This is a genomic window from Peribacillus sp. FW305-BF15 (assembly GCF_058783805.1).
In genome coordinates this window covers 25,537-46,715 of record NZ_JBYSYV010000032.1, presented here as the reverse complement: position 1 = coordinate 46,715, position 21,179 = coordinate 25,537, and the positions used below count along the sequence as shown (strand labels likewise).

23 protein-coding genes and 1 other annotated feature are annotated in these 21,179 nt (G+C 43.8%); of the genes, 3 read left to right on the top strand and 20 right to left on the bottom strand.

Features of this window, described 5'->3' with window-relative positions; genetic code table 11:
• Window positions 1–441 precede the first annotated feature (441 nt).
• The 3 genes from nadA to nadB are packed head-to-tail and all read right to left on the bottom strand — an operon-like array spanning window position 442 to window position 3,960.
• Window positions 442–1,548 (bottom strand): quinolinate synthase NadA, encoded by a 1,107-nt coding sequence (gene nadA / locus AC3WLU_RS24290; RefSeq protein WP_095679652.1) that lies wholly within the window; start codon window positions 1,546–1,548, stop codon window positions 442–444.
• Window positions 1,545–2,396 (bottom strand): carboxylating nicotinate-nucleotide diphosphorylase, encoded by an 852-nt coding sequence (nadC, locus tag AC3WLU_RS24285; RefSeq protein ID WP_492598062.1) that lies wholly within the window; start codon window positions 2,394–2,396, stop codon window positions 1,545–1,547. The genes nadA and nadC overlap by 4 nt, the downstream gene beginning before the upstream one ends.
• Window positions 2,377–3,960: an L-aspartate oxidase gene (gene nadB / locus AC3WLU_RS24280; protein WP_492598061.1), complete on the bottom strand. Its 1,584-nt coding sequence runs from the start codon at window positions 3,958–3,960 to the stop codon at window positions 2,377–2,379. The genes nadC and nadB overlap by 20 nt, the downstream gene beginning before the upstream one ends.
• 103 nt (window positions 3,961–4,063) lie before the next feature.
• On the opposite strand from nadB, the gene AC3WLU_RS24275 reads away from it, so the two are divergent.
• Both AC3WLU_RS24275 and AC3WLU_RS24270 read left to right on the top strand, forming a co-directional pair.
• A complete protein-coding gene (locus tag AC3WLU_RS24275) occupies window positions 4,064–5,191 on the top strand; it encodes an IscS subfamily cysteine desulfurase (RefSeq protein WP_492598060.1) in 1,128 nt (375 codons plus the stop codon).
• A gap of 49 nt (window positions 5,192–5,240) precedes the next feature.
• On the top strand, window positions 5,241–5,771 hold the full coding sequence (locus AC3WLU_RS24270; protein WP_492598059.1) for a transcription repressor NadR: 531 nt from the start codon (window positions 5,241–5,243) through the stop codon (window positions 5,769–5,771).
• A gap of 60 nt (window positions 5,772–5,831) precedes the next feature.
• On the opposite strand, the gene AC3WLU_RS24265 is transcribed toward AC3WLU_RS24270, so the two are convergent.
• From AC3WLU_RS24265 to AC3WLU_RS24215, 11 genes are all read right to left on the bottom strand, one after another.
• On the bottom strand, window positions 5,832–6,524 hold the full coding sequence (locus AC3WLU_RS24265) for a DUF6944 family repetitive protein (protein ID WP_492598058.1): 693 nt from the start codon (window positions 6,522–6,524) through the stop codon (window positions 5,832–5,834).
• 364 nt (window positions 6,525–6,888) lie between these two features.
• Window positions 6,889–7,764, bottom strand: coding sequence for a prephenate dehydratase (gene pheA, locus AC3WLU_RS24260; protein ID WP_492598057.1), 876 nt, complete (start codon window positions 7,762–7,764; stop codon window positions 6,889–6,891).
• 397 nt (window positions 7,765–8,161) lie between these two features.
• Window positions 8,162–8,611, bottom strand: coding sequence for an ACT domain-containing protein (locus tag AC3WLU_RS24255; protein ID WP_034308837.1), 450 nt, complete (start codon window positions 8,609–8,611; stop codon window positions 8,162–8,164).
• 40 nt (window positions 8,612–8,651) lie between these two features.
• Window positions 8,652–9,941: a GTPase ObgE gene (gene obgE, locus AC3WLU_RS24250; RefSeq protein ID WP_492598056.1), complete on the bottom strand. Its 1,290-nt coding sequence runs from the start codon at window positions 9,939–9,941 to the stop codon at window positions 8,652–8,654.
• 48 nt (window positions 9,942–9,989) lie between these two features.
• Entirely contained in the window at window positions 9,990–10,529 is a 540-nt protein-coding gene (locus tag AC3WLU_RS24245) for a Spo0B domain-containing protein (protein ID WP_063575560.1), read from the bottom strand.
• A 537-nt stretch (window positions 10,530–11,066) separates the two neighbouring features.
• Complete coding sequence (gene rpmA / locus AC3WLU_RS24240; protein WP_034308845.1) at window positions 11,067–11,357, bottom strand: 50S ribosomal protein L27; 291 nt, start codon at window positions 11,355–11,357, stop codon at window positions 11,067–11,069.
• Between the two features lie 12 nt (window positions 11,358–11,369).
• Window positions 11,370–11,702: a ribosomal-processing cysteine protease Prp gene (locus AC3WLU_RS24235; RefSeq protein WP_048688952.1), complete on the bottom strand. Its 333-nt coding sequence runs from the start codon at window positions 11,700–11,702 to the stop codon at window positions 11,370–11,372.
• 13 nt (window positions 11,703–11,715) lie between these two features.
• Entirely contained in the window at window positions 11,716–12,024 is a 309-nt protein-coding gene (rplU, locus tag AC3WLU_RS24230) for a 50S ribosomal protein L21 (protein WP_034308849.1), read from the bottom strand.
• Between the two features lie 13 nt (window positions 12,025–12,037).
• Window positions 12,038–12,121 (bottom strand) — a sequence feature (ribosomal protein L21 leader region).
• A 75-nt stretch (window positions 12,122–12,196) separates the two neighbouring features.
• A complete protein-coding gene (locus AC3WLU_RS24225) occupies window positions 12,197–13,669 on the bottom strand; it encodes an Rne/Rng family ribonuclease (RefSeq protein ID WP_400448467.1) in 1,473 nt (490 codons plus the stop codon).
• Between the two features lie 42 nt (window positions 13,670–13,711).
• Window positions 13,712–14,578 (bottom strand): M50 family metallopeptidase, encoded by an 867-nt coding sequence (locus AC3WLU_RS24220; protein ID WP_034308855.1) that lies wholly within the window; start codon window positions 14,576–14,578, stop codon window positions 13,712–13,714.
• On the bottom strand, window positions 14,571–15,320 hold the full coding sequence (locus AC3WLU_RS24215; RefSeq protein WP_034308857.1) for a M23 family metallopeptidase: 750 nt from the start codon (window positions 15,318–15,320) through the stop codon (window positions 14,571–14,573). Before AC3WLU_RS24215 ends, AC3WLU_RS24220 begins: the two co-directional genes overlap by 8 nt.
• Window positions 15,321–15,577: 257 nt before the next feature.
• Between AC3WLU_RS24215 and AC3WLU_RS24210 the strand changes: the two genes are divergently transcribed.
• Window positions 15,578–16,021: a S1 domain-containing RNA-binding protein gene (locus AC3WLU_RS24210; RefSeq protein WP_034308861.1), complete on the top strand. Its 444-nt coding sequence runs from the start codon at window positions 15,578–15,580 to the stop codon at window positions 16,019–16,021.
• 130 nt (window positions 16,022–16,151) lie between these two features.
• Here the strand turns inward: AC3WLU_RS24210 and minD are convergent, their stop codons facing one another.
• The 6 genes from minD to radC form a co-directional block, all read right to left on the bottom strand.
• Window positions 16,152–16,955, bottom strand: coding sequence for a septum site-determining protein MinD (gene minD, locus AC3WLU_RS24205; RefSeq protein WP_034308862.1), 804 nt, complete (start codon window positions 16,953–16,955; stop codon window positions 16,152–16,154).
• Between the two features lie 2 nt (window positions 16,956–16,957).
• On the bottom strand, window positions 16,958–17,641 hold the full coding sequence (gene minC / locus AC3WLU_RS24200) for a septum site-determining protein MinC (protein ID WP_034308864.1): 684 nt from the start codon (window positions 17,639–17,641) through the stop codon (window positions 16,958–16,960).
• 117 nt (window positions 17,642–17,758) lie between these two features.
• Window positions 17,759–18,277, bottom strand: coding sequence for a rod shape-determining protein MreD (mreD, locus tag AC3WLU_RS24195; protein WP_057276634.1), 519 nt, complete (start codon window positions 18,275–18,277; stop codon window positions 17,759–17,761).
• Window positions 18,274–19,146: a rod shape-determining protein MreC gene (mreC, locus tag AC3WLU_RS24190; protein WP_057276635.1), complete on the bottom strand. Its 873-nt coding sequence runs from the start codon at window positions 19,144–19,146 to the stop codon at window positions 18,274–18,276. Before mreC ends, mreD begins: the two co-directional genes overlap by 4 nt.
• Window positions 19,147–19,283: 137 nt before the next feature.
• On the bottom strand, window positions 19,284–20,303 hold the full coding sequence (locus AC3WLU_RS24185; protein WP_034308871.1) for a rod shape-determining protein: 1,020 nt from the start codon (window positions 20,301–20,303) through the stop codon (window positions 19,284–19,286).
• A gap of 148 nt (window positions 20,304–20,451) precedes the next feature.
• Window positions 20,452–21,126: a RadC family protein gene (radC, locus tag AC3WLU_RS24180; RefSeq protein ID WP_063577662.1), complete on the bottom strand. Its 675-nt coding sequence runs from the start codon at window positions 21,124–21,126 to the stop codon at window positions 20,452–20,454.
• Window positions 21,127–21,179: the final 53 nt, after the last annotated feature.

Genomic DNA, 21,179 nt, shown 5'->3' with positions numbered 1-21,179 from the left:
CAGGAAAAAATTCAAAGGGAATCTCAAAAAGGGGTTCGGAATTTTTTAATTCCGAACCCCTTTTGTCTACAAACTGAAAGGGGGAGTTTATCCCCCTTTCAGACTGAAGACAAATTCGAAGAAGCGAGTTTGTCTACTTTTTTATGGTGAAAATTATATTCGATTTCAGAAATCCGCTCCCTTTCCGCCGACTGTCTGCCAAGCCTCCTCGACGCAAGTGTCTCGGCTAGCCAGTTATTCGGCAGGAGTGTCGCAATCCTGTGAGTTTCAATTAAAACAGTAACAATACATGTGGATTACTCGGTCTTGTTTTAAAATCATGGCAATGATCCCATGATAAAATTTCATTCGGGATAAGACCATTCAATCCTCATTAGGCCGACTGACCGAACGGGTGTTTTACCTCTCTATTTCTTATGATTCAAAGTCTTTTGCACTGACTCAAACGCGCTCCAGCATTCTGTTTAATGCTAGGATGGCATTATCCGCAATGTTCTTCTCCACTTTTATCGGATTGATGATGATACCTTCTTCAATGGATTCAAGCGCCCATAGCAGGTGAGGCAGATCAATCCGGTTCATTGTAAGACATGGACACATATTCGGATTTAATGAGATGATGTTCTTGTCAGGATTATTGGCGATAAGACGCTTGACAAGGTTCATTTCCGTGCCGATTGCCCAAGAACTACCTGGTTCGGCTTTTTCAATCATATTTATGATGTACGATGTCGAACCCGCGTAATCTGACAGGGCGACTACCTCACGGCGGCATTCGGGATGAACGATGATATTCATTTCAGGCTGCTCCGCTCTAAGCGTTTCAATATTCGCCGTAGTGAAATTTTCATGGACTGAACAATGTCCTTTCCAAAGAAGTACCTTCAGATCTTCCAGTTCCCCTTCATAGATCAATTCATCCTTATGCGGGTCCCAGACAGCCATTTCATTCAATGGGATTCCAAGGTCAAAGGCGGTATTCCTCCCAAGATGCTGATCGGGAAGAAAAAGGATTCTTTCTTTTTGCGAGAGGGCCCACGAGACCATCCCTTGTGCATTGGAAGACGTCACCGTCGCCCCGCCATTTTTCCCTACAAAAGCTTTGATGGCCGCAGTTGAATTCACATAAGTTAGCGGAAGGATCGTATCGCCAAAAAGATCCTGAAGCTTTGTCCACGCCCGTTCCGTTTGTTCAATATCGGCCATATCCGCCATGGAGCAGCCTGCACGCATATCAGGAAGGATAACCGTCTGCCCTTCTTCCGTCAAAATATCCGCTGTTTCAGCCATGAAATGCACGCCGCAAAACACGATATAATCCGCTTCACGATTTTGCGCGGAAAGCTGGGCCAATTGAAGTGAATCCCCCGTTGAATCCGAAAATTGAATGACTTCCTCCCGTTGATAATGATGACCTGGGATATAAAGACGGTTCCCCAGACGTTTCTTGATGTCATGGACCCGATTCTCCATCTCTACCTTTGTCATCGTTTTATACTTTTCAGGCAATGTATTTCCTGCTGTTTTAGCCATCTCCAATATGTTCATTTCAATATCCCCTCCTGCTCTTTGACCTTTGCGCTGATATCAAGTGCCCTGACACTGTGCGTCAAGCTGCCCAACGAAATATAATCTACCCCTGTTTCCCGATATGAGGCTAGATTGTCTAAATGGATTCCTCCAGAAGCTTCAGTAATGATGTGGGCGGGAACCAATTTGATCAGTTGCTTGATTTCTTCGGGGCTCCGGTTATCGAACATGATGATATCTGCACCGGCTTCCACTGCTTCAAGCACCTGCTGTGGTGATTCCGTTTCCACTTCCACCTTAGTGGTATGTCCCAGTTTGGATTTTACCGTTTGAACCGCTTTCGTTATGGACCCAGCGAAAGAAATATGGTTGTCCTTTATCATGACTGCATCATACAGACCATATCGGTGATTGAATGCCCCGCCGGAACGGACCGCATATTTTTCAAGCATCCGCAGGCCCGGTGTGGTTTTCCTCGTATCAGAAGCTCTCGTCTTCGTCCCCGCTAATATCATGGCAGCTTTATGGGCCTGTGTCGCAATTCCGGACATACGCTGCACCAAATTCAAAACGACCCGTTCCCCTTTTAAAAGGGAGGCCATATCGCCGGTCATTTTTGCAAGCTGCTGTCCTTCTTCGAAAACTTCGCCATCTTGAACAAAAAGGAAAACCTCGATTTGCTCATCCAGCAATGCAAATCCCGTCTTGATGACGTCCCCTCCACTGAAGACCCCGCCTTCTTTTGCGATGAACGTCAAAGTACCTTGTTCACCTTGATCAAAAATCGTATCGCTCGTTACATCGCATTCCCCTATATCTTCCATTAAAAATTGTTGCAGCATCTGCTTAAGCTTCAATATATTCATATAGTCGTCTCCCTTTCACTCGGTTTTTTACATCCGTGCAAGCAAGGATAACCGAATTTTCAAGCCATTGGGTGTCATCTTCGTTAGGATAGTCACTGCGGAAATGACCGCCCCTGCTTTCCGTTCTGGTCAATGCGGATTCGGCAATCAGCCACGCCACGATGATGGCATTGATTTTCGTTATTTCCTGTATCGGTAATGCCGTCACTTCCATTTGCAGCAATTTTTCGATATTAAATGTCTCAAGATAATCCTTCAGTCGGGTTAAACCCGCTTCATTTCGAACGATTCCCGCTTCGTTCATTAATTTTTCCTGCAATGTCGTGAGTTCAGGTAGAAAGGAAATTTGACTGGAACTTTTGGTCTGCTCTTTTTCTTGCGGTATCGACCTTGCCGGCACTTTAGCAAGGAAACGGCCAAGCGTATTTCCAAAAACCAATCCTTCGAGAAGGGAGTTGCTTGCCAATCGGTTTGCACCATGTACACCAGTGCATGCCACTTCACCAACTGCATACAAAGAGGGTACAGAGGTTTGCCCCGATTCATCCACATCAATCCCTCCCATTAGAAAATGGTTTCCAGGTGCAACCGGGATTTTCCCCAATTGAAGGTCCAGCCCGCTTTTTTCACATAATGAGCTCACTGTCGGAAAACGATTTTTAAAATCCTTGAACATCGAAATATCCAAAAATACCTTTTCACCGCGCTTCAAATAAGAAAAAATCGTCTGTGCAACAATATGCCTTGGTGCTAGATCCTTCAAGCTATGGACATCCTCCATGATCGGCTTTCCCATTTCCGTCACTAATCTCGCACCATCCCCGCGAACCGCTTCTGAAACCAGCCCTTTCACTTTGCCATTCACAAAAAGCAGGGTCGGATGGAATTGTATGAATTCCATGTCACGCACTTTTGCACCGGCCTTGAATGCAAGTGCGATCCCATCACCTGAAACCGTTTGTGAATTTGAAGTGAAATGGTATAGGGAACCACAGCCGCCTGTTGCCAAAACCGTCCGTTCCGCGTGATAGGCAACAAGTTCCCCTGCCTTATCAAGTGTTTTGACGCCTATGCAAGAATCATCTTTCCCGATGATCAACTCCACTGCAGCAACATTCTCCATCACAGTAACCGATGATTTTTTCAAGCAGCCTATAAGATGTTCCATCATGTACTTTCCGGTAGCATCCCCGTGACTATGGAGGATTCTTCGTTCACTGTGGGCCCCCTCCATGCCGAGCAATAAAGTTCCGTCATCATCTTGGTCAAATCGCATACCCGAAGCAATAAGTTCAGCTATAACCGAAGGTGCCTCTTCAACGAGTTTTTCCACTGCCTTCACCTTGTTATATCGCTGACCAGCCGCCAGCGTATCTTTTTTATGAAAGGATATTCGATCACGATCAGATATTGCAGCAGCAATCCCGCCCTGGGCTAAATAAGAATTACCATGACGGATATTTGATTTTGTGATGAGTATCACATGCTTATGTTCACTTGCTTCCAATGCCGTTTTCAAGGCAGCAATCCCACTGCCTATCACGATGATATCCGCTTTTACCATTATTTCATTCCTCCTGTTTATGACAGGTGTCTTGACAACTATATTTACATATTATTAAACTATTATCAAGAGTTTTTTAAGTTTAAAGGATGGAAGTGATTTCTTGATTTATTTGGATTACGCCGCTACAACTCCGATTGATGAGGAGGCTCTTGACGTATTCAGCCAAGCATCCCGGAAGTTTTTCGGGAATGCGAGCAGTTTGCATGATATTGGCTCTGAAGCGGCACGTTTATTGGATATGTCACGGCAGCAACTCGCAGAAATGCTGAACATAAAAAAGGAAGGAATCATCTTTACGAGCGGCGGATCAGAAAGCAACATGCTTGCGATAGATACTTTCATCGCTTCGAAACCATCCTGGCAGAACCACTTGATTGTAAGCCGGACTGAACATGCATCTCTTGCCAACTTCGTCGAAAAGCTTGAACAAGATGGCTTCGAGGTTACTTATTTACGGCATTTGAAAGATGGCCGTGTTGATATTGAACATCTGCAGGAATGCATGTCGGAGAGAACATGCTTAGTCATTGTCCAACATGTGAATTCGGAAATCGGGGTCATTCAACCCATTGAGCAAATAAGTGAAATCGTTCGAAAACACCAGGCTTTTTTTCATGTGGATTGCGTCCAATCATTTGCTAAATTACCGCTTGGCAAGATAGCCGCCTCATGTGATGGACTATCCGTTTCCAGTCATAAAGTTTATGGTCCAAAAGGGACTGGGGCCGTCATTTTCCCGGCCATCCATCAGTTGAAGGCTTCGGTACCGAATATCACTCATGAATATGGTTTCAGACCAGGAACAGTGGACGTCCCCGGGATAGCTTCCTTCGTGACCGCTGCTAAGAAATTGGGCGACATCATGGAAGATGAACGAAAACGGATCTCCGCACTTAGGACGCAATTGATTCAACGGCTGACGGAAAGGAAAATTGATTTTCAAATCATCGAAGCAGAATACGAGCAATTGCCTCACATATTGGCGCTGACCTTCGCTGGATTGCAAGGACAGTACATCATGCTGGAATTAAACCAGAAAGGATTCGCCGTTTCGACGGGAAGCGCCTGCCAAATCGGTAAACAGGATCCTTCAAAAACGATGATGGCCATTGGAAAAAGCGAAGATGAAGCCCATCAATTCGTCCGCTTTTCCTTTGGCAAAAACACGACGGCCGACGACATTCACAAGTTGGCGGACTGCATCGAAGGAATTGCTTCCATTCGATAAAACCCTCCAATCTGTGTTAGAATGTTTGTAATTAAAGAGGTGAATGTTTATGGAAAGAAAGAAATTACTTGGGGAAGAAAGACGGACGAAACTCTTACATTTATTGCAAACAAGCACGGAGCCTGTAACGGGCAGCGAGCTTTCGCAAATAACGAATGTAAGCCGGCAGGTTATCGTTGGTGACATTACCCTCCTGAAAGCGCGGAATGAACCTATCATTGCCACAAGCCAAGGCTATCTGTACCTGCAATCGGGGAGCACGCAGAAGCCGGAAAGGATCATTGCTTGCCAGCACGATCCTTCCCGGACCCAAGAAGAACTATATTTACTAGTGGATATCGGTATCACGGTGAAAGATGTCAAAATCGAGCACCCCGTATACGGCGACCTAACCGCTTCCATCATGGTCAGCAGCCGTAAGGAGGTCCAGCAATTCCTTTCAAGGGTGACGGCAACGAATGCATCGTTTTTATCGGAACTAACGAACGGCATCCATCTCCATACACTGAGCGCATCATCTGAAGAACTGCTCGACGAAGCGGAGTGCGCTTTGAGGGATGCCGGCATTTTAGTCGATTGAATGAACGAAAAATCCTCAAAAGATAGGGCTTTTGAGGATTTTTTTTATGGACTCGCATGCTCACTCATCATTGAAATTGCTTTCATTTGAGCTTCCATTCCCGGAGTTTTCATCTTCGTTACTTCTCAACTGCCCTATAAGGCTAATGACGGAACCGACCGCCTGTACCCAGCCCCCCACCACTTGGATTAATTCTCCATCAGATGGCTTCTCTTCCAAATTAGGATATTGATATTTTTGCTGTTCCTGCTCCTTATCTTGTTCATCTTGTTCTTGATCCTTATCTTGGTCTTTTTCTAGAATGCTATTTTTAAGTTCGGCAATTCCACCCATCGCTTGCATCGAATTCCCAATCGCCTGCAACAAATTTCCCGTAGCATTGAAGGCCTGTTCCGGTTCATCCGGATTTTCGTATGCCCCCGCCAAAGCGGTTCCTCCTCCCAACGCTTGAATCAGATTGCCTTTGATGATTAATTCCTGTTTCGTTATTTCATCAAAATCAATGACTAGGCCTAAGATAACAGTCGAATTTCCGATTGCCTGTATTATATTCCCAAATTTATCCAGTGACCAGGTTTCTTCCGCGTCGGCCAATAAGGCATTTCCTGTTGCTTGAAGTTCATTTCCAATCAAATCCAAGTTAGTGCGAAATTTTTCGTCCAAGACATGTGAGGGTGTACCCGCTATAGCAGAAATGACAGTTCCTATCGCTTGAATCCAAGAACCGAAAGTTTCTTTGAATTGATTATCCATCTCTGCTGATCACCACCCTCTCCCTGTATTTTTTTTGATAAAAAAGGTGCATCCACTGAATTAGTTTTCAAAATATGTATTGCGAGTTCCACATGTGGCCCACCGAGATTTACTTATTGTATTTGCTTTCAGCACAATCGGTGTTTGTTTTCCATCCAGAATCATAGGCACTTTTTATCATGAAAAACTTCGCCATCTTCCCAAAATCCAATAAACCTGCCTATTGCTATATATTTCATCAAATGACAGCCCACCATTTTAGGAACTTGTACACAAAGGAAATACAAATCTTAACGAACACAAAAAATGCCCCGGAAATAATCCCGGGGCACCCTTCTTATTCATTGTACTCAGCTTTTAACATTCATCGTTGCGGTACACCAGTTTGGACTTTAAAGCATGTATAGCTTCCCATGATCGATACCGTACATCCTAAGGCCTCGAGCTCAGAGATCGCTCCTGGGATCAGGACATCGTCAAGGGACATTTCGATGTCGATGATGAAGAAGTAATTGCCTAATCCTGTTTTCATGGGTCTTGATTCAATCTTGGAAAGGTTAAGTTTCCTCCAGGAAAAAGCGGAAAGCACTTGGTGCAGCTGCCCTGAGTGGTCGGCAGGCAGCTGAATCATCAAGGTCGTTTTCTTATCCCCTTCAACGGTCAAATGCCCTTCATAGTCGACTTCACTGTTGGATACGACGATAAACTTGGTGTGATTATGTTCATAATCGTGAATATTTTGTTTGACAATCGTCAAACCGTACTCCTCTGCAGCCATATCATTTGCAATCGCCGCAATATTGATATCGGGATTCTCCATCACCATCTTCGCAGCGGCTGCAGTGGATGTGACATACTCATACGGAATGCCCCTTAGCTCATTATGTAGGAATTTGCGGCATTGAGCGATGGCATGGGAATGCGAATAAACCATGTCAGGTTTGAAACCAGGATATGCATGATCCGGGTGCACCATATAATGCTGTTGGATTGGAATCGTCACTTCGCCTTTCATCGGCAATGTGACTTCATGGACTAAGTAATCCATCGTTATATTTACCGAACCCTCTAAAGCATTCTCGATCGGCACGAGCGCGTGATTAACTTCCCCGTCCCGAACAGCATCAAGGCAGTCCGGAATCGTGTTCATCGGTATTTTTATATCATAAGGAAATAGTCGCGATACAGCTAAATCCGTGAACGTTGCTTTTGGTCCAAGAAATGCAATTTTCGCTGTCATATTATAAACTCCTTTTCACGGAAAATCTATTGTTTATGTTATGCCATTTTCTGATTTTTTACAATAGTTAATCGTTAATTTCCTCTTACAAATGAAAACAGCCTGAAGACAAACCCGATAATAAATGAGTTTGTCTTCAGGCTAATTTATGTTTTTAAACGTTGACCGTTGATTTTCGCTCCAGGCACTCGCTTTCCGCGGACGGTCACCTGTTTGAACAGATTTACTATTGCATCTTAATGAAAGCTTCCGGATTATTTCGCGGAGCTACTATCTACGGTCTGCACCGCATGAAACGAATAGGCAAACTTTTTTGTTCAGTATCAGTTGGAAAAGGTTTGGGAAACCTTTTGTCTACAAACTGACAGCCTGTACATGTGTCATGTACAGGCTGTTTTCATGCGCCGTTACCAATGATTTCGACTTTTTCGACGAACTCCATTTTACGCAGTTTAGTGAGCAGTTCATTAATATCCATCGTCATCCCACCCGTATTCAGGGATAGGGTGACATTCGCACGTCCCTGTAAAGGAATCGTTTGGTGGATGGTCATGATGTTGCAACCGGATGAGGCGACGAGCCGTAAAAGCTCCGATAGAGTACCAGAACGATCTTCGAGATAGAAGAACAGTGTAATCAGCTTTTCCTTAACAACTGTATGAAACGGAAAAACCGTGTCACGGTATTTGTAAAAAGCACTCCTGCTTAGGTCCACTCGCTGTACCGCTTCCCAAACTGATTCCGCTTTTCCCCGTTCAATCATTTCTTTTGCATCCAGCGTTTTTTTCATCGCTTCGGGAAGGACATCCTCTCGAACGAGGAAAAATTTCTGATCGGACTTATTCAAACTCCGCACGCCTCCTTTTGCCTGCCATCATGGTCTCCAATCAATCAACAAATTCAAATTCATATTCAAGGATACGGACGATATCGCCATTTGTCGCACCTTTTTGGCGAAGGCCTTCGTCGACTCCGAATGAACGAAGCTGTCTGGCGAAACGACGTATGGACTCTTCACGGGTGAAGTCAGTCATTTTGAATAGACGCTCGATCTTGAATCCTGATACGGCAAAGCTGCCATCGGGTTCGCGTTCAATGTTAAATTCATCCGACTGTGATGTATGTTTATATAGAACCCGGTGGATTCCAGTATTCTCTTCTTCATGTTCAAGAGGGAACTCAGGGGTCTCTTCGATTTTATCAGCGATTGCATAAAGAAGCTCACGGATCCCTTCACGCGTCACGGCAGAAATCGGGAAGACAGGATAGTCTTCTTCCAGCTTTTCTTTGAAAGCAGCTAAGTTATCTTCCGAGTCCGGCATATCCATTTTACTTGCTACAATGATTTGCGGACGTTCAGTCAAGCGCAGGTTATACTCTTCCAATTCTTTATTGATTGTTTGGTAGTCTTCATATGGATCCCGGGCTTCAAGACCCGACATATCGATTACATGAACGATTACCCTCGTTCTTTCAATATGGCGCAGGAATTGATGTCCAAGTCCCACTCCTTCTGAAGCGCCTTCAATCAGACCAGGTAAATCGGCCATGACGAAGCTGCGGTGATCTTCCGTTTCCACCATTCCGAGGTTCGGTACGATCGTTGTAAAATGATATTCGGCAATTTTTGGCCTTGCTGCGGATACGACAGAAAGCAAAGTGGATTTCCCTACACTTGGGAAACCAACCAAACCGACATCAGCCAACAGTTTCAATTCCATGACGATATCGCGTTCTTGGCCGGGTTCGCCATTCTCCGCGATTTCAGGTGCAGGATTGGCAGGCGTGGCAAAACGGGAATTTCCCCGGCCTCCGCGGCCACCTTTGGCGATAACGGCGCGTTGTCCATGCTCAACTAAATCAGCAATGACTTCCTTCGTTTTATCATCGATGACAACGGTGCCAGGTGGAACCTTGATGACCATATCTTTTGCAGCCGCACCATGCATGTTTTTGGACATGCCATGTTCTCCGCGAGGTGCCTTAAAGTGACGTTGGTAACGGAAATCCATTAATGTACGCAAGCCCTCTTCCACTTCAAATACGACATTGGCACCATTACCGCCATCTCCGCCAGCTGGTCCGCCTTTAGGTATGAATTTCTCACGACGATAAGCAACTATCCCGTTACCACCGTCTCCGCCTTTTACATAGACTTTCGTTTGATCGACAAACATGCTATCACTTCCTTGTTTTCTGCAAGTCAATTCTTGCTGTATACTTCTCTAAAAGTTAATATCCATCTTAAAAAATATTTCATCCTCATTACATTCAAGAATTTCAATTGATTGCTCGGCCGTTAATGAACTCTCCAAAAACTCGATCACTGGGGATTGATCAATGAACCTGCCTTGCATATGAAATGTACAGTGCATATCGCTCACTTCTTTTTTACACATAGAAACAGCGAGTATATTTTCAAAAAACGGATCCAGGTTTTTATCCAGAATCTTGAAGAAATCGTTTGTCCAGCGATACATCAGCCCGTCCATCTCGGCTGAGCCTTCAAAAACATCAATGATTTCATATTCGCAATAAAATGATCCATTATTCCAATTCGACGTCAACAGCATCTCGGTGAACTTAGGCAAATTCAAACTGGAAAGTCGTGCTTCATTCTGGGTTTCAACAATGATTTCATCAATGATGCCCTTGACACGATCAATTCTGTTCAACTCCAGATTCCCTTTGATGATTTGAATTTTATTCAGCCAGTCATGCCTGGTTTGACGCAGAGTTTCAATAGTCGTCCAATTTTTATCCATTATTAACACCTTCAATTATGATAAAGAAACTTTTTTCAGCTCTATCATGTTGAATACTTCCATTTGTACAGTATATCAAAAAAACAACAAACAGGAAATGAAGCTCGATTCACATGCCTTCACATGAAAGCCCCCGTCCAAAAAATACAGCCGCACACCCTGAGTTCTTTGGACGATGGTAGAGCCATTTGAACTAAAAAAGAGAATGGGCCTTATTTATGCACCAATTGGAGATATTATAGTTGAATTGGAGTGTCTATTTGGTTTAACCAAATCGGATGGATGAATAATCTTGGATTTACCCCCTGAAAGTTTAAGAAAGCCCGCCTATTGGCGAGCCTTTTGTAAGTCAGAGGTTGTTTCCTTATACTAATGACTAAAGTCTCCTGCAAAATGCTGGTTCGTTCCTATAGTATAAATAAAGGGCCGGACCCCTTCATCACTATATAGCATACCATTATTAATAATGACGCGGTATATAGTGTCTTGTAGAAGGAATCAGACCCTTTTGAGTCAGCCTCTGTTCAAAGATGCCAATTATGCTTCTTGTGCAACTGGATATACGCTTACTTTTTTACGGTCACGTCCGAAACGTTCGAATTTAACAACACCGTCTACTTTAGCGTATAGAGTATCGTCTCCACCACGGCCTACGTTCTCACCAGGATAGATTTTTGTTCCGCGTTGACGGTAAAGGATAGAACCACCAGAAACGAATTGACCATCTGCACGTTTAGCGCCAAGACGCTTAGATTGAGAGTCACGTCCGTTCTTTGTAGAACCTACTCCTTTTTTCGAAGCGAAGAACTGAAGATTTAATCTTAACATTTGTTCCACCTCCTATTGGTTGAGGATAATTTTCATGTATTTACCATAATCACGTTCGATAGTTTGCAGCGATATGAGCATTCCGTTCAAAAGCAGCTGAACCTTCTCTTCCGATTCCGGCGAAAGATTCCCCGGAATGGCGCAGCGAAGATAGCCGCCTTCTCGCCCTTGCTCAATCTCAGGCTCTACGTCCGTTAAGGACATGATGGCATTGACTGCCCCGAAGGAAACAGCCGATACACCTGCACAAACGATATCAGAACCTTTTTTAGCAAAATTAGCATGTCCGCTTAAGGTGAACGAAGCAATCCGTTCCTGCGGAGCATCAAATACAACTTTAATCATCTAGAATCAGCCCTTACGCGTTGATTGCTTCGATAACAACTTTAGTGTATGGTTGACGATGACCTTGTTTTTTACGATTGTTTTTCTTCGCTTTGTATTTGAAAACAGTGATTTTCTTTTGCTTACCTTGTTTTTCGACAGTACCTGTTACAGTAGCGCCTTCAACTAGTGGAGCACCGACTTTCACGTCTTCGCCACCTACGAATAAAACTTTGTCAAATGTAACAGTTTCGCCTGCTTCTGCGTTTAATTTTTCAATGTAAACCGCTTCGCCAGCTGCTACTTTAATTTGTTTACCGCCAGTTTCGATAATTGCGTACATACTTGCACCTCCTTAAATGTCTCAGACTCGCCAATCACAGGCGTTTTACCAAAAAGGCAAAAGCTTAAAACCTGATGTTGAGCGGTTGTAGCACGGGTGCTACAAACATAACATTAAAATCCTACCATGAAACAGGAAAGGCTGTCAATATATTTATAACAATTCCCGCTCTTCACTCGAAAGCCCGCCCGATTTCCTGAATGCTTCCGAATCGCTTGATGGAATAGGCATTCGTCAAACCTGGGATAAAAGACAGGAATATCTTTTTAGCGATCAATTCCTCCAATGCCGGCCGATATGATTCCTTTTCACCAAGCAGCACGTCCGCCACCGCTTTACTGACCTCCACCCATACCGCTTCATCATCCGTCTTCCTGTGCTCCAGCAGTTCACGTTCCAACCGGAAGGCCACCGTTTCCGGGCTCTCGATTTTACCGCTTCCGCTGCACACAGGGCAAGGTACCGTCGTCATTTCACTTAAAGACGGGGAGGTTCGCTTTCTCGTCATTTGTAAAATGCCCAGTTCCGTAAAACCGATGACCTGGATTCGCTTTTCATCCCTCACCGCTTCCTTTTTGACGATTTCGATGATTTCCTGCTTATGCCGGGACTGGTCCATATTGATGAAATCTATCAGGATGATTCCGCTGATATTCCTCAATCTCAGTTGACGGGCGACCTCTTTCGCCGCAGCCTGATTGACCGCAAACAATGTTGCTTCCTTCTCCACCTTGCCGGTGAACTTACCTGAATTGACATCGATTACGGTGAAAGCTTCCGTTTCTTCAAAAATTAAATATCCGCCATTATCAAGCCAAACGATTTTCTTGGCCATTTTCTCAACTTGCGCTTCCACATTCCATTCGGAAAAAATATTCCTGGTACCCGCTACATGGGATATTTCCCACTCCTTACGGTTTTCCTGTATCCACTTTTTCAACTCGAGATAGGTCTCGAAGTCATCGATGGCAAGTTCCCCGTTCGCCGTTCCCGACATTTCGGAAATGATCATATCAAGGTATGCGTCCCTTTCATAGAGAAGGGACGGGGCCTTTAGGGACGCAGCCTTGACTTCAAGCCCTTTATGTAGCTCCCGCAATCCAGTTAACCTGTCAAGGAAGACCGATTCACTTTCGTTCTCCATCGAGGTGCGGACAATCAGTCCCTCATCAGGATTTTTATGCTGCATGGCCGTTTCCCGCCATTGCTTCTGAAGATCGTCGTTTTTGAATTTCTTTGAAACACCAACATAATCTATTCCATGTATGTAAACGAGGGACTCCGTTGAAAACTCGATCAGCCCCGTCAATTTAGCTCCTTTTGTTCCCGTTTCATCCCGGGTCACCTGAACTAGCAGCTTTTCTCCCTGACGGATAAATTGACCGATGGGTGCTTTCCCATCACTTTTTTTTGTAAGCTGGAAGGAGGGAATCTCGTCACGGTGTAAAAAACCATTCTTCTCTGCACCATAATCAATGAAGGCGGCATCCATTCCCGGCAGCACCTTCGTCACCTTCCCAAGATAAATATTACCGACCGTACTGCGCTTTTGAGGCGGCATGATTTCAAGTTTACGTAAAACATCATTCTCAAGGACGGCCACTCTTTTTTCGCGTGAAGCTAGGTTCGCGATCATTTTTTTCATCAAAAAAAATCCTCTCCTCAATTTGAAGAAAGGATAACATATTTAATAAGAATATAATAGGTCGCCGATTTTCCCGTTCGTCATTTTCTCCGAAAAATAGGCGTGAAGGATTTCCGTTTCATCCAACGAGCCGCTCTCTTTCCCGTTTTTCATGATGATGACGGGGTGTTTACAGCCGCGTTGAAACAGTTCCAGCACTTTATAAATCGGTTCTTGTGAATCCACCGATATCGGCTTCAGTTTCGCCAAATCATTCGTATGCCCGTAATGGCGCTGCAAAAGAAAGCGGATGAACGCGTAATACCTCTGCCGCCATTCCATGACGAGTGAGAGACTTATGAAAAAGATGATGAGCCAGATGTTCAAATTGAGCGGATCCAGTATGATCCAGGTCAAAAAAGCCAGGACAGCGAATACTGCAGAAAAGTGAAGGGTATGCTTCTGCGCTTCCAAAAAGGTGCAGTATAGGGAAATACCGATGAATAGCAAGCGTCCCCCGTCCAAGGGCCAAATTGGCAGCAGATTAAAAATCAGCAGCATGAGGTTCATATACAAAAAGGGCTGATACAGCTCATATGGGATAATAGTGAAGAAATAGAGCAAAAAAGCTGCGCCAATGAGCCAAACATGTTGAAGCGGACCGGCAAGCACCACCGCCAAATCCTCCTTCAAACTCTTATTTCCATACTCCTCAGTCTCGACTGCCCCGCCAAAAGGAAGCAGCTGGATTGACTTTATCCGCCATTTGAAGTGCTGGGCACAGACAGCATGCCCCATTTCATGAATGAAGACGATGAGCAGGAGCATCATCATTTCAACGAAATGGGCTGTGAGGATGGCGATGCCAATGACAAACCACAGTGTCGGGTGCACCCTGATTTTAAACAGTAACTTCGCATATTCACTCAAAGGAAATCACCTTTTTAGGATCGACGAAAGCATCATTTTCTTTTATAGCTAAATAAAATCTGCCCTTGGATCCATCTTCACTTAGTGTAACCTGTCCGACTTCATTGCCTTTTTTAACGAACTCATACAATTTCACATCAATTTCTTTCAGCTGCCCATACCAAGATTCAGTTTTATTGGCATGCTGAATGACTACCGTCTTTCCGATCCCCTCCTTTTCACCGGCAAAAATGACGACCCCTTCATTAACGGCCTCGACCTTTGAGCCTTTGCTCGTTTCCAATATGATTCCCTCACCGTTCGTCTCGAAGTTTTGGGTAATCTTCGCAGAAGCTGGCATTGCATATTCCTCATTCGAATCAACAGTTTCCGTATTAGCTTCATTCGGTAAAAAAGCGATTGGTTTACCAAACGCACTTTCGTACCAATTGGAGATTGAAGCGAACTGAAATTCCTTGTTCATGTTCTCCGTGACAAAACTTCTGGCAGGGTCCAGCCGCACAGAAGGGTGTTTGAACATCACCGCAACTATCAGGAACAGGCATACACTGGCAAGGATTTTAAAGAAAAAATATTCTTTCTTGAAGAGCGGATGATCTTTCTCGGAATACCCGTTATATGAATCAATCCCATATGGTTCCTCATTGTTGATTTCCGTCCAACTGCTGCTTCCTGCCGGCTTATCATTAAACTTGCGTCTCTTGGCAATACGATTTCGGATATCTTTCCTGCGATCATCCATTCCAGATTCCCCTCCCTGCTCATGTCAAAGCGCTATATTACAACGTATGAGCAACTTGTCCAGACTATGACGGAGAAAAGATATTCTTTCTGCACATCCTGAAAAATTTTTTCCAATGAAAAATCATCAAGAAACCAATGAATTTCCAAGGTGATTTCTGTATCGATTCAGAAAATCTAATAATTGAGATTGATATTGTTCCCTGAAATTTGTTATAATAAAGTGGTTTTAACATTATTGAGGGGGAACAATTTTTTATGTCAATCGAAATAGGCAGCAAAGTACAAGGTAAAGTAACAGGTATCACTAATTTTGGAGCATTCGTAGAATTACCAGGAGGCTCAACAGGTCTTGTGCATATCAGTGAGGTAGCAGATAGCTATGTAAAAGACGTAAATGACCATCTTAAAGTAGGCGACCAAATTGAAGTAAAAGTGATTAGTGAGAAAGACGGAAAAACTGCCTTGTCCATCAAAAAGGCTATAGATAGACCCGAAGGGCAAACCTCTTCTTATACCAAACGCCCACCACGCCAAGGGGATAGCCGTTCTAAAGATTTTCGTTCAAAAGGTAATTTCCAACCAAAGGAAAATTTCGAAGATAAAATGGTGCGCTTTTTAAAGACTAGCGAAGAAAATTTATCGACTCTTAAACGCAGCACTGAATCAAAACGCGGCGGCAGAGGCGGAAGACGCGGATAACCCGCTGCATTTTAGCATATAGAACAGGCAAGCCGGGATACGGCTTGCCTTTTTTATTTTCCTGAAGTTCCGTCCAAAAAAAAAGCGAGGGCATCAAATGCTCCCCGCTTCTTGACAAAGGAATATAGATTTACCGCACGCTAAAGAATTTTTTCAACTTGGACATGAAGCCCTTTGGTTCGCTGCCAATTGGAGTCAAAGGCACAGATTCACCAAGGATCCTTCTGGCAATGTTCCGATAGGCAAGCGAGACTCGATTGTCCGGATTGTATGCAATGGGTTCCTTTTTATTCGCTGCCACAATGACCTGGTCATCATCAGGAATGACGCCGATCAAATCAATCTTAAGAAAATCGGCAACTCCATCGATATCCATTTCTTCATCCTCATGAAGCAAATGGCCGCGAATCCGGTTGATGATCAATTGAGGCGGTTCAATATGCTCTTCTTTTTCAAGCAGGCCAATAATACGGTCAGCATCCCTTACAGCCGGTCTCTCTGCCGTCGTAACGATAATCGCCTTGTCTGCCCCAGCTATGGCATTCCTGAACCCCTGTTCGATGCCTGCAGGGCAATCAATGATGACATAATCATAGTCAGGCTTCATATCGCTTATGAGTTTCCTCATCTGCTCTTCATTCACCACTGTTTTATCACTATTTTGCGGAGCTGGAAGCAAATAAAGCAAATCCTCGAAATGTTTATCCTTAATGAGCGCCTGGTGAATCTTGCAGCGCCCTTCGACCACATCGACCAAATCATAGATGATGCGATTCTCCAATCCCATGATCACATCCAGATTCCGAAGACCAATATCCGTATCAATCAAGCAAACCTTCTTGCCTAGAAGAGCTAAAGATGTTCCTAAATTGGCGGAGGTGGTCGTTTTCCCGACACCACCCTTACCGGATGTTATAACTATTGCCTCTCCCACGATTAGAGACCCCCTTCTAATCTATTTAAATTAGGTCTATATTTCTTTAAAACTTGCAGTTTTTCTATAATGATATTTTCTTCTTCATCCATGAAGGCACATTCCAAGTCATGTCCCCATTTTGAATATTGATCGGGAGATAAGTTCACTTGTCCGGCAATGCGCAGCTGGGCAGGCTTCATGACAGAGGCAGCTATGATGGCCTCATTATTCCCTTTATATCCGGCATGGGCTATTCCCTTTAGCTGTCCCATGATATATATGTTGCCACCCGCACGAACCGTTCCGTCGGGATTGACATCCCCAATTAACAGTAAGTCACCGGGAACTTCAAAAACCTGTCCCGACCTTATCACCTTTGTCACTGTCGTCACTTGGTTTTCTTCTTTCCATCGTTTCGCTTCATCCTTCGTCAGGACATTCGAAATCATCTCAACCACGAAAAGCTTCTTCTTTTTATGGATGACCTCTTTAATCTTTTCTTCTTGTTGTTCATCAAGATAGCGGTTCCCTGTATGTACTTTTACGGAAATGGACGGGTCATTTTCTTGAAACTGATAGTTTGCCGAAAGCTTCACTTCTAACTCTTTCAATAATTCGGAAAATGAGCAAGAATCATCGAGATGAAGCATAAACCCGTCTTTTGTTCCCTTAATCATGACATTTTGCTGAATTCTTTTATTCATGACGTTTGTTTCACCTCAATGAAATATAATTCGACATAGGAAAACAAATTTCCTTTTTCTACGTACACGGAAAAGAGAAAATACATTTCCCACCTGCTTCTTAAAGACACAGGAACGTTATTCCGTTTCTCCTTGCAAATCAAGCATTTCAATCATTCTTTTTAAAGGATAGCAGCTGATGATAATGAATGCGAGATTCAATAATAATGTCGGAATCAATCTCCGTTCCGCAAATTCACCAAATCCCATATCTGCAAATGATAGGATGATATTCATCTGAAAGATGACAACCTCTAAAACTGCCGTGAATAAAAGCGCAGTAAGGCAGGCAACCAAAATATTATTTTGCAGGATTTTCATGCTTTTCGATATCAGATAGGCAAGAAAAGGCAGCAGGAACATGTAAATTCCAAGGATTTCCGTATATACGACATCATAAGTCAACCCAAGAATCGCCCCATAAAGCATACCCATTTTCCTGGACCCGTACATGGTCAGGAAAAAAACGAATATCATCATGAAATGGGGCACGACGATTTTATCGGCCCCGAATGCATCTCCAGCGAACATCTGGGCGAAGATGCTTTCAAAAACAAAAAAAACCAAGGCTATGAAAGAAAGGATGAAATATCTCACTCAGCTTCATCCTCCCCTTCACTTTCTTTCGTTACACCGTCCACTTCACGCTGAACGACCATGACATTATTAATATCATAAAAATCCGTCGAAGGTTCGATATATGCAGTCTGGTTCAATCCATATTGATCCACTTTGACATCGACAACTTTCCCGATCAGCAGACCCTTCGGAAAGATTCCTCCATAACCGGATGTGATGACCAATGAATTCTTCTTGATCTTTTTATCGTAAGGAATCCGTTTCATCAGCAAAAGGTTCTTCTTATCATCGAACCCTTCAATCAAGCCATATGCTTTATCATCACCCTGAACGATGGCTGAGACACGGTTGGCTTTATCGATTGAACTTAAAAGTTGAACCGAGGCCGTGAAATCCGTCGCCGATTTCACCTTACCGACTAACCCATTGGAAGTGATGACAGCCATGTTTTTTTCTACCCCATTACGCTTCCCTTTATTGATCGTCAGCATTTCATGCCAGCGGTCGGGATTACGGCCGATGACCGTCGCCTGAGTGGGCGAATACTTCCGCAGGTCATCTTCTTTTTTGAGGTTGTCGCGAAGTTCTTCATTTTCTTCCTTTAAATCTTGGACTTGGGTTTTCAATAATACATATTCATCCAAGCGGGCTTTCAATTTTTTGTTTTCATCGTATGTATGTTGAAGGTCTTTTAAGCCCCCTACAAAACCTGTTATACCCGATACTGGCTTATTAAACACATTTCCGACCCAGCCTGTCGTATCTTTCAGGAATTGCTCCGGCCAGGTCAACTCTTCTCTCTCCCTTAATGAAAAACCGATCAATGCCACGAGAACGATAATACTAACGAGCAAGAGAAGGAGCTTTTTATTAAAAAACTGTGGCATGGTGATTACACCTCTATCTAAAATTTACTCTATGGTTTTTTTAAATTACACTATGGATTTAATGAAACAGCAAAACATAAGAAAACCGGCTCAAAATTGCACCTTTTGTTGAGCCGGCCCTATTTGAGAAGTAATGCTTATCGCGAATCTCTTGATTTAGTCTTGAATAAATGAATGTGGTCCAGCGCTTTTCCCGTTCCGATCGCAACACAATCCAGAGGATTTTCAGCGATGATCACCGGCATTTGCGTTTCTTCACTGATGACTTTATCCAAATTGCGCAGCAAAGCACCCCCGCCTGTCAGTACAATGCCTCTGTCCATGATGTCAGCGGCTAATTCAGGTGGTGTTTTCTCTAAAGTGTTTTTTACGGAATCCACAATTGCAGAAACAGTGTCGCTTAATGCTTTGGATATTTCCTCAGCTGTAATTTCGATCGTTTTTGGTAATCCGGTCAATAGGTCACGGCCGCGAATTTCCATGTTTTCGACGCCTTCCGTGTCTCCAGCAGAACCAATTTCCATTTTGATCGCTTCAGCAGTACGCTCACCGATCATCAAATTGTAGTTCTTACGGATGTAGACGATTATGGCATCATCCATTTCGTCACCGGCAATACGGATCGATTGGCTTGTAACGATTCCGCCAAGGGAAATGATGGCCACTTCCGTCGTCCCTCCGCCGATATCGACGACCATGCTGCCTGTAGGCTCCCAAACGGGAAGGTCCGCACCGATCGCTGCTGCAAACGGTTCTTCGATAGGATATGCGTCACGGGCTCCAGCTTGTCTTGCTGCATCGATGACTGCACGCTGCTCAACTGCCGTAATTCCAGAAGGCACACAAATCATAACATATGGCTTGTTGCCGAATACGCCCTTCTTTTGAGCTTCCTTCATATAGTACTTCATCATGGTAGCCGTCGTTTCATAATCGGCAATTACTCCATCCTTCATCGGGCGCAGGGCAACCACGTTACCAGGTGTACGGCCGATCATGTTTTTCGCATCGTTTCCGACTGCAACGATTTGTTTTGTATCTGTTTGCACCGCTACAACCGATGGTTCACGTACTGCGATGCCTTTTCCCTTCACATAGACAAGCGTATTCGCCGTTCCTAAATCAATCCCTATATCTCTTGCTCCAATTCCAAACATTCTGGTATCTCCCTTTCGTAAACAAAAATGCCTTTTTATAAGTTCAAATAATAATTTGTCGTTTTTTGACAATAAGAGTTTTGAAAAAGTTTCCTCTTTTAAAAATCATAAACAATATTATATCGTATCGTCAAAAAATTTGATAGTGTCATAAATAACCTTTTTCCTTCAAGCTAACATATTTATGTTCCCCGATGATGATATGGTCCAATACTTCAATGCCGATTATTTTACCACATTCGACTAACCTTTTCGTCACTTCAATATCTTCTCTGCTGGGAGAGGGGTCTCCGGAGGGGTGGTTATGAAGACAAATGATAGAGGCAGCTGACCTTTTGAAAGCCTCTTTAAAGACCTCGCGCGGATGCACGATCGAGGCATTGAGGCTCCCGATGAATATCGTAGTTTTTTGTAGCACTTGATTTTTCGTATTTAAATAGAGACAGACGAAATGTTCCTGTGATAAAAACCGCATTTCCTCCATGCAATAATTAGCTCCATCTTCAGGAGATCGAATCACATAACGGTCTTGGTCATTCAAATTGTTAATTCTCCTGCCAAGTTCGACAGAGGCCAGGATTTGTATCGCTTTTGCTTCACCAATCCCTTTAATCACGGTCAGTTCTTCCACTGAGGCTTCTTTTAGCAGGCGCAGGCCCTTGAAGGAATTGATGAGCCTGCCGGATAGTTGCAGGACTGATTCTTCCCTTGATCCCGTCCTCAATAGCAAAGCAAGCAATTCCTGATTGGAAAGACTTTGCGGCCCGTCCTGGAGAAACCTTTCGCGCGGCCTCTCTTCTTTCGGGTAATCCCGTATTAACATTTTTTCGCTCAAAAGATCAACCCTTCCTTAGAAAAGGGAAGATGCCAGGGGAA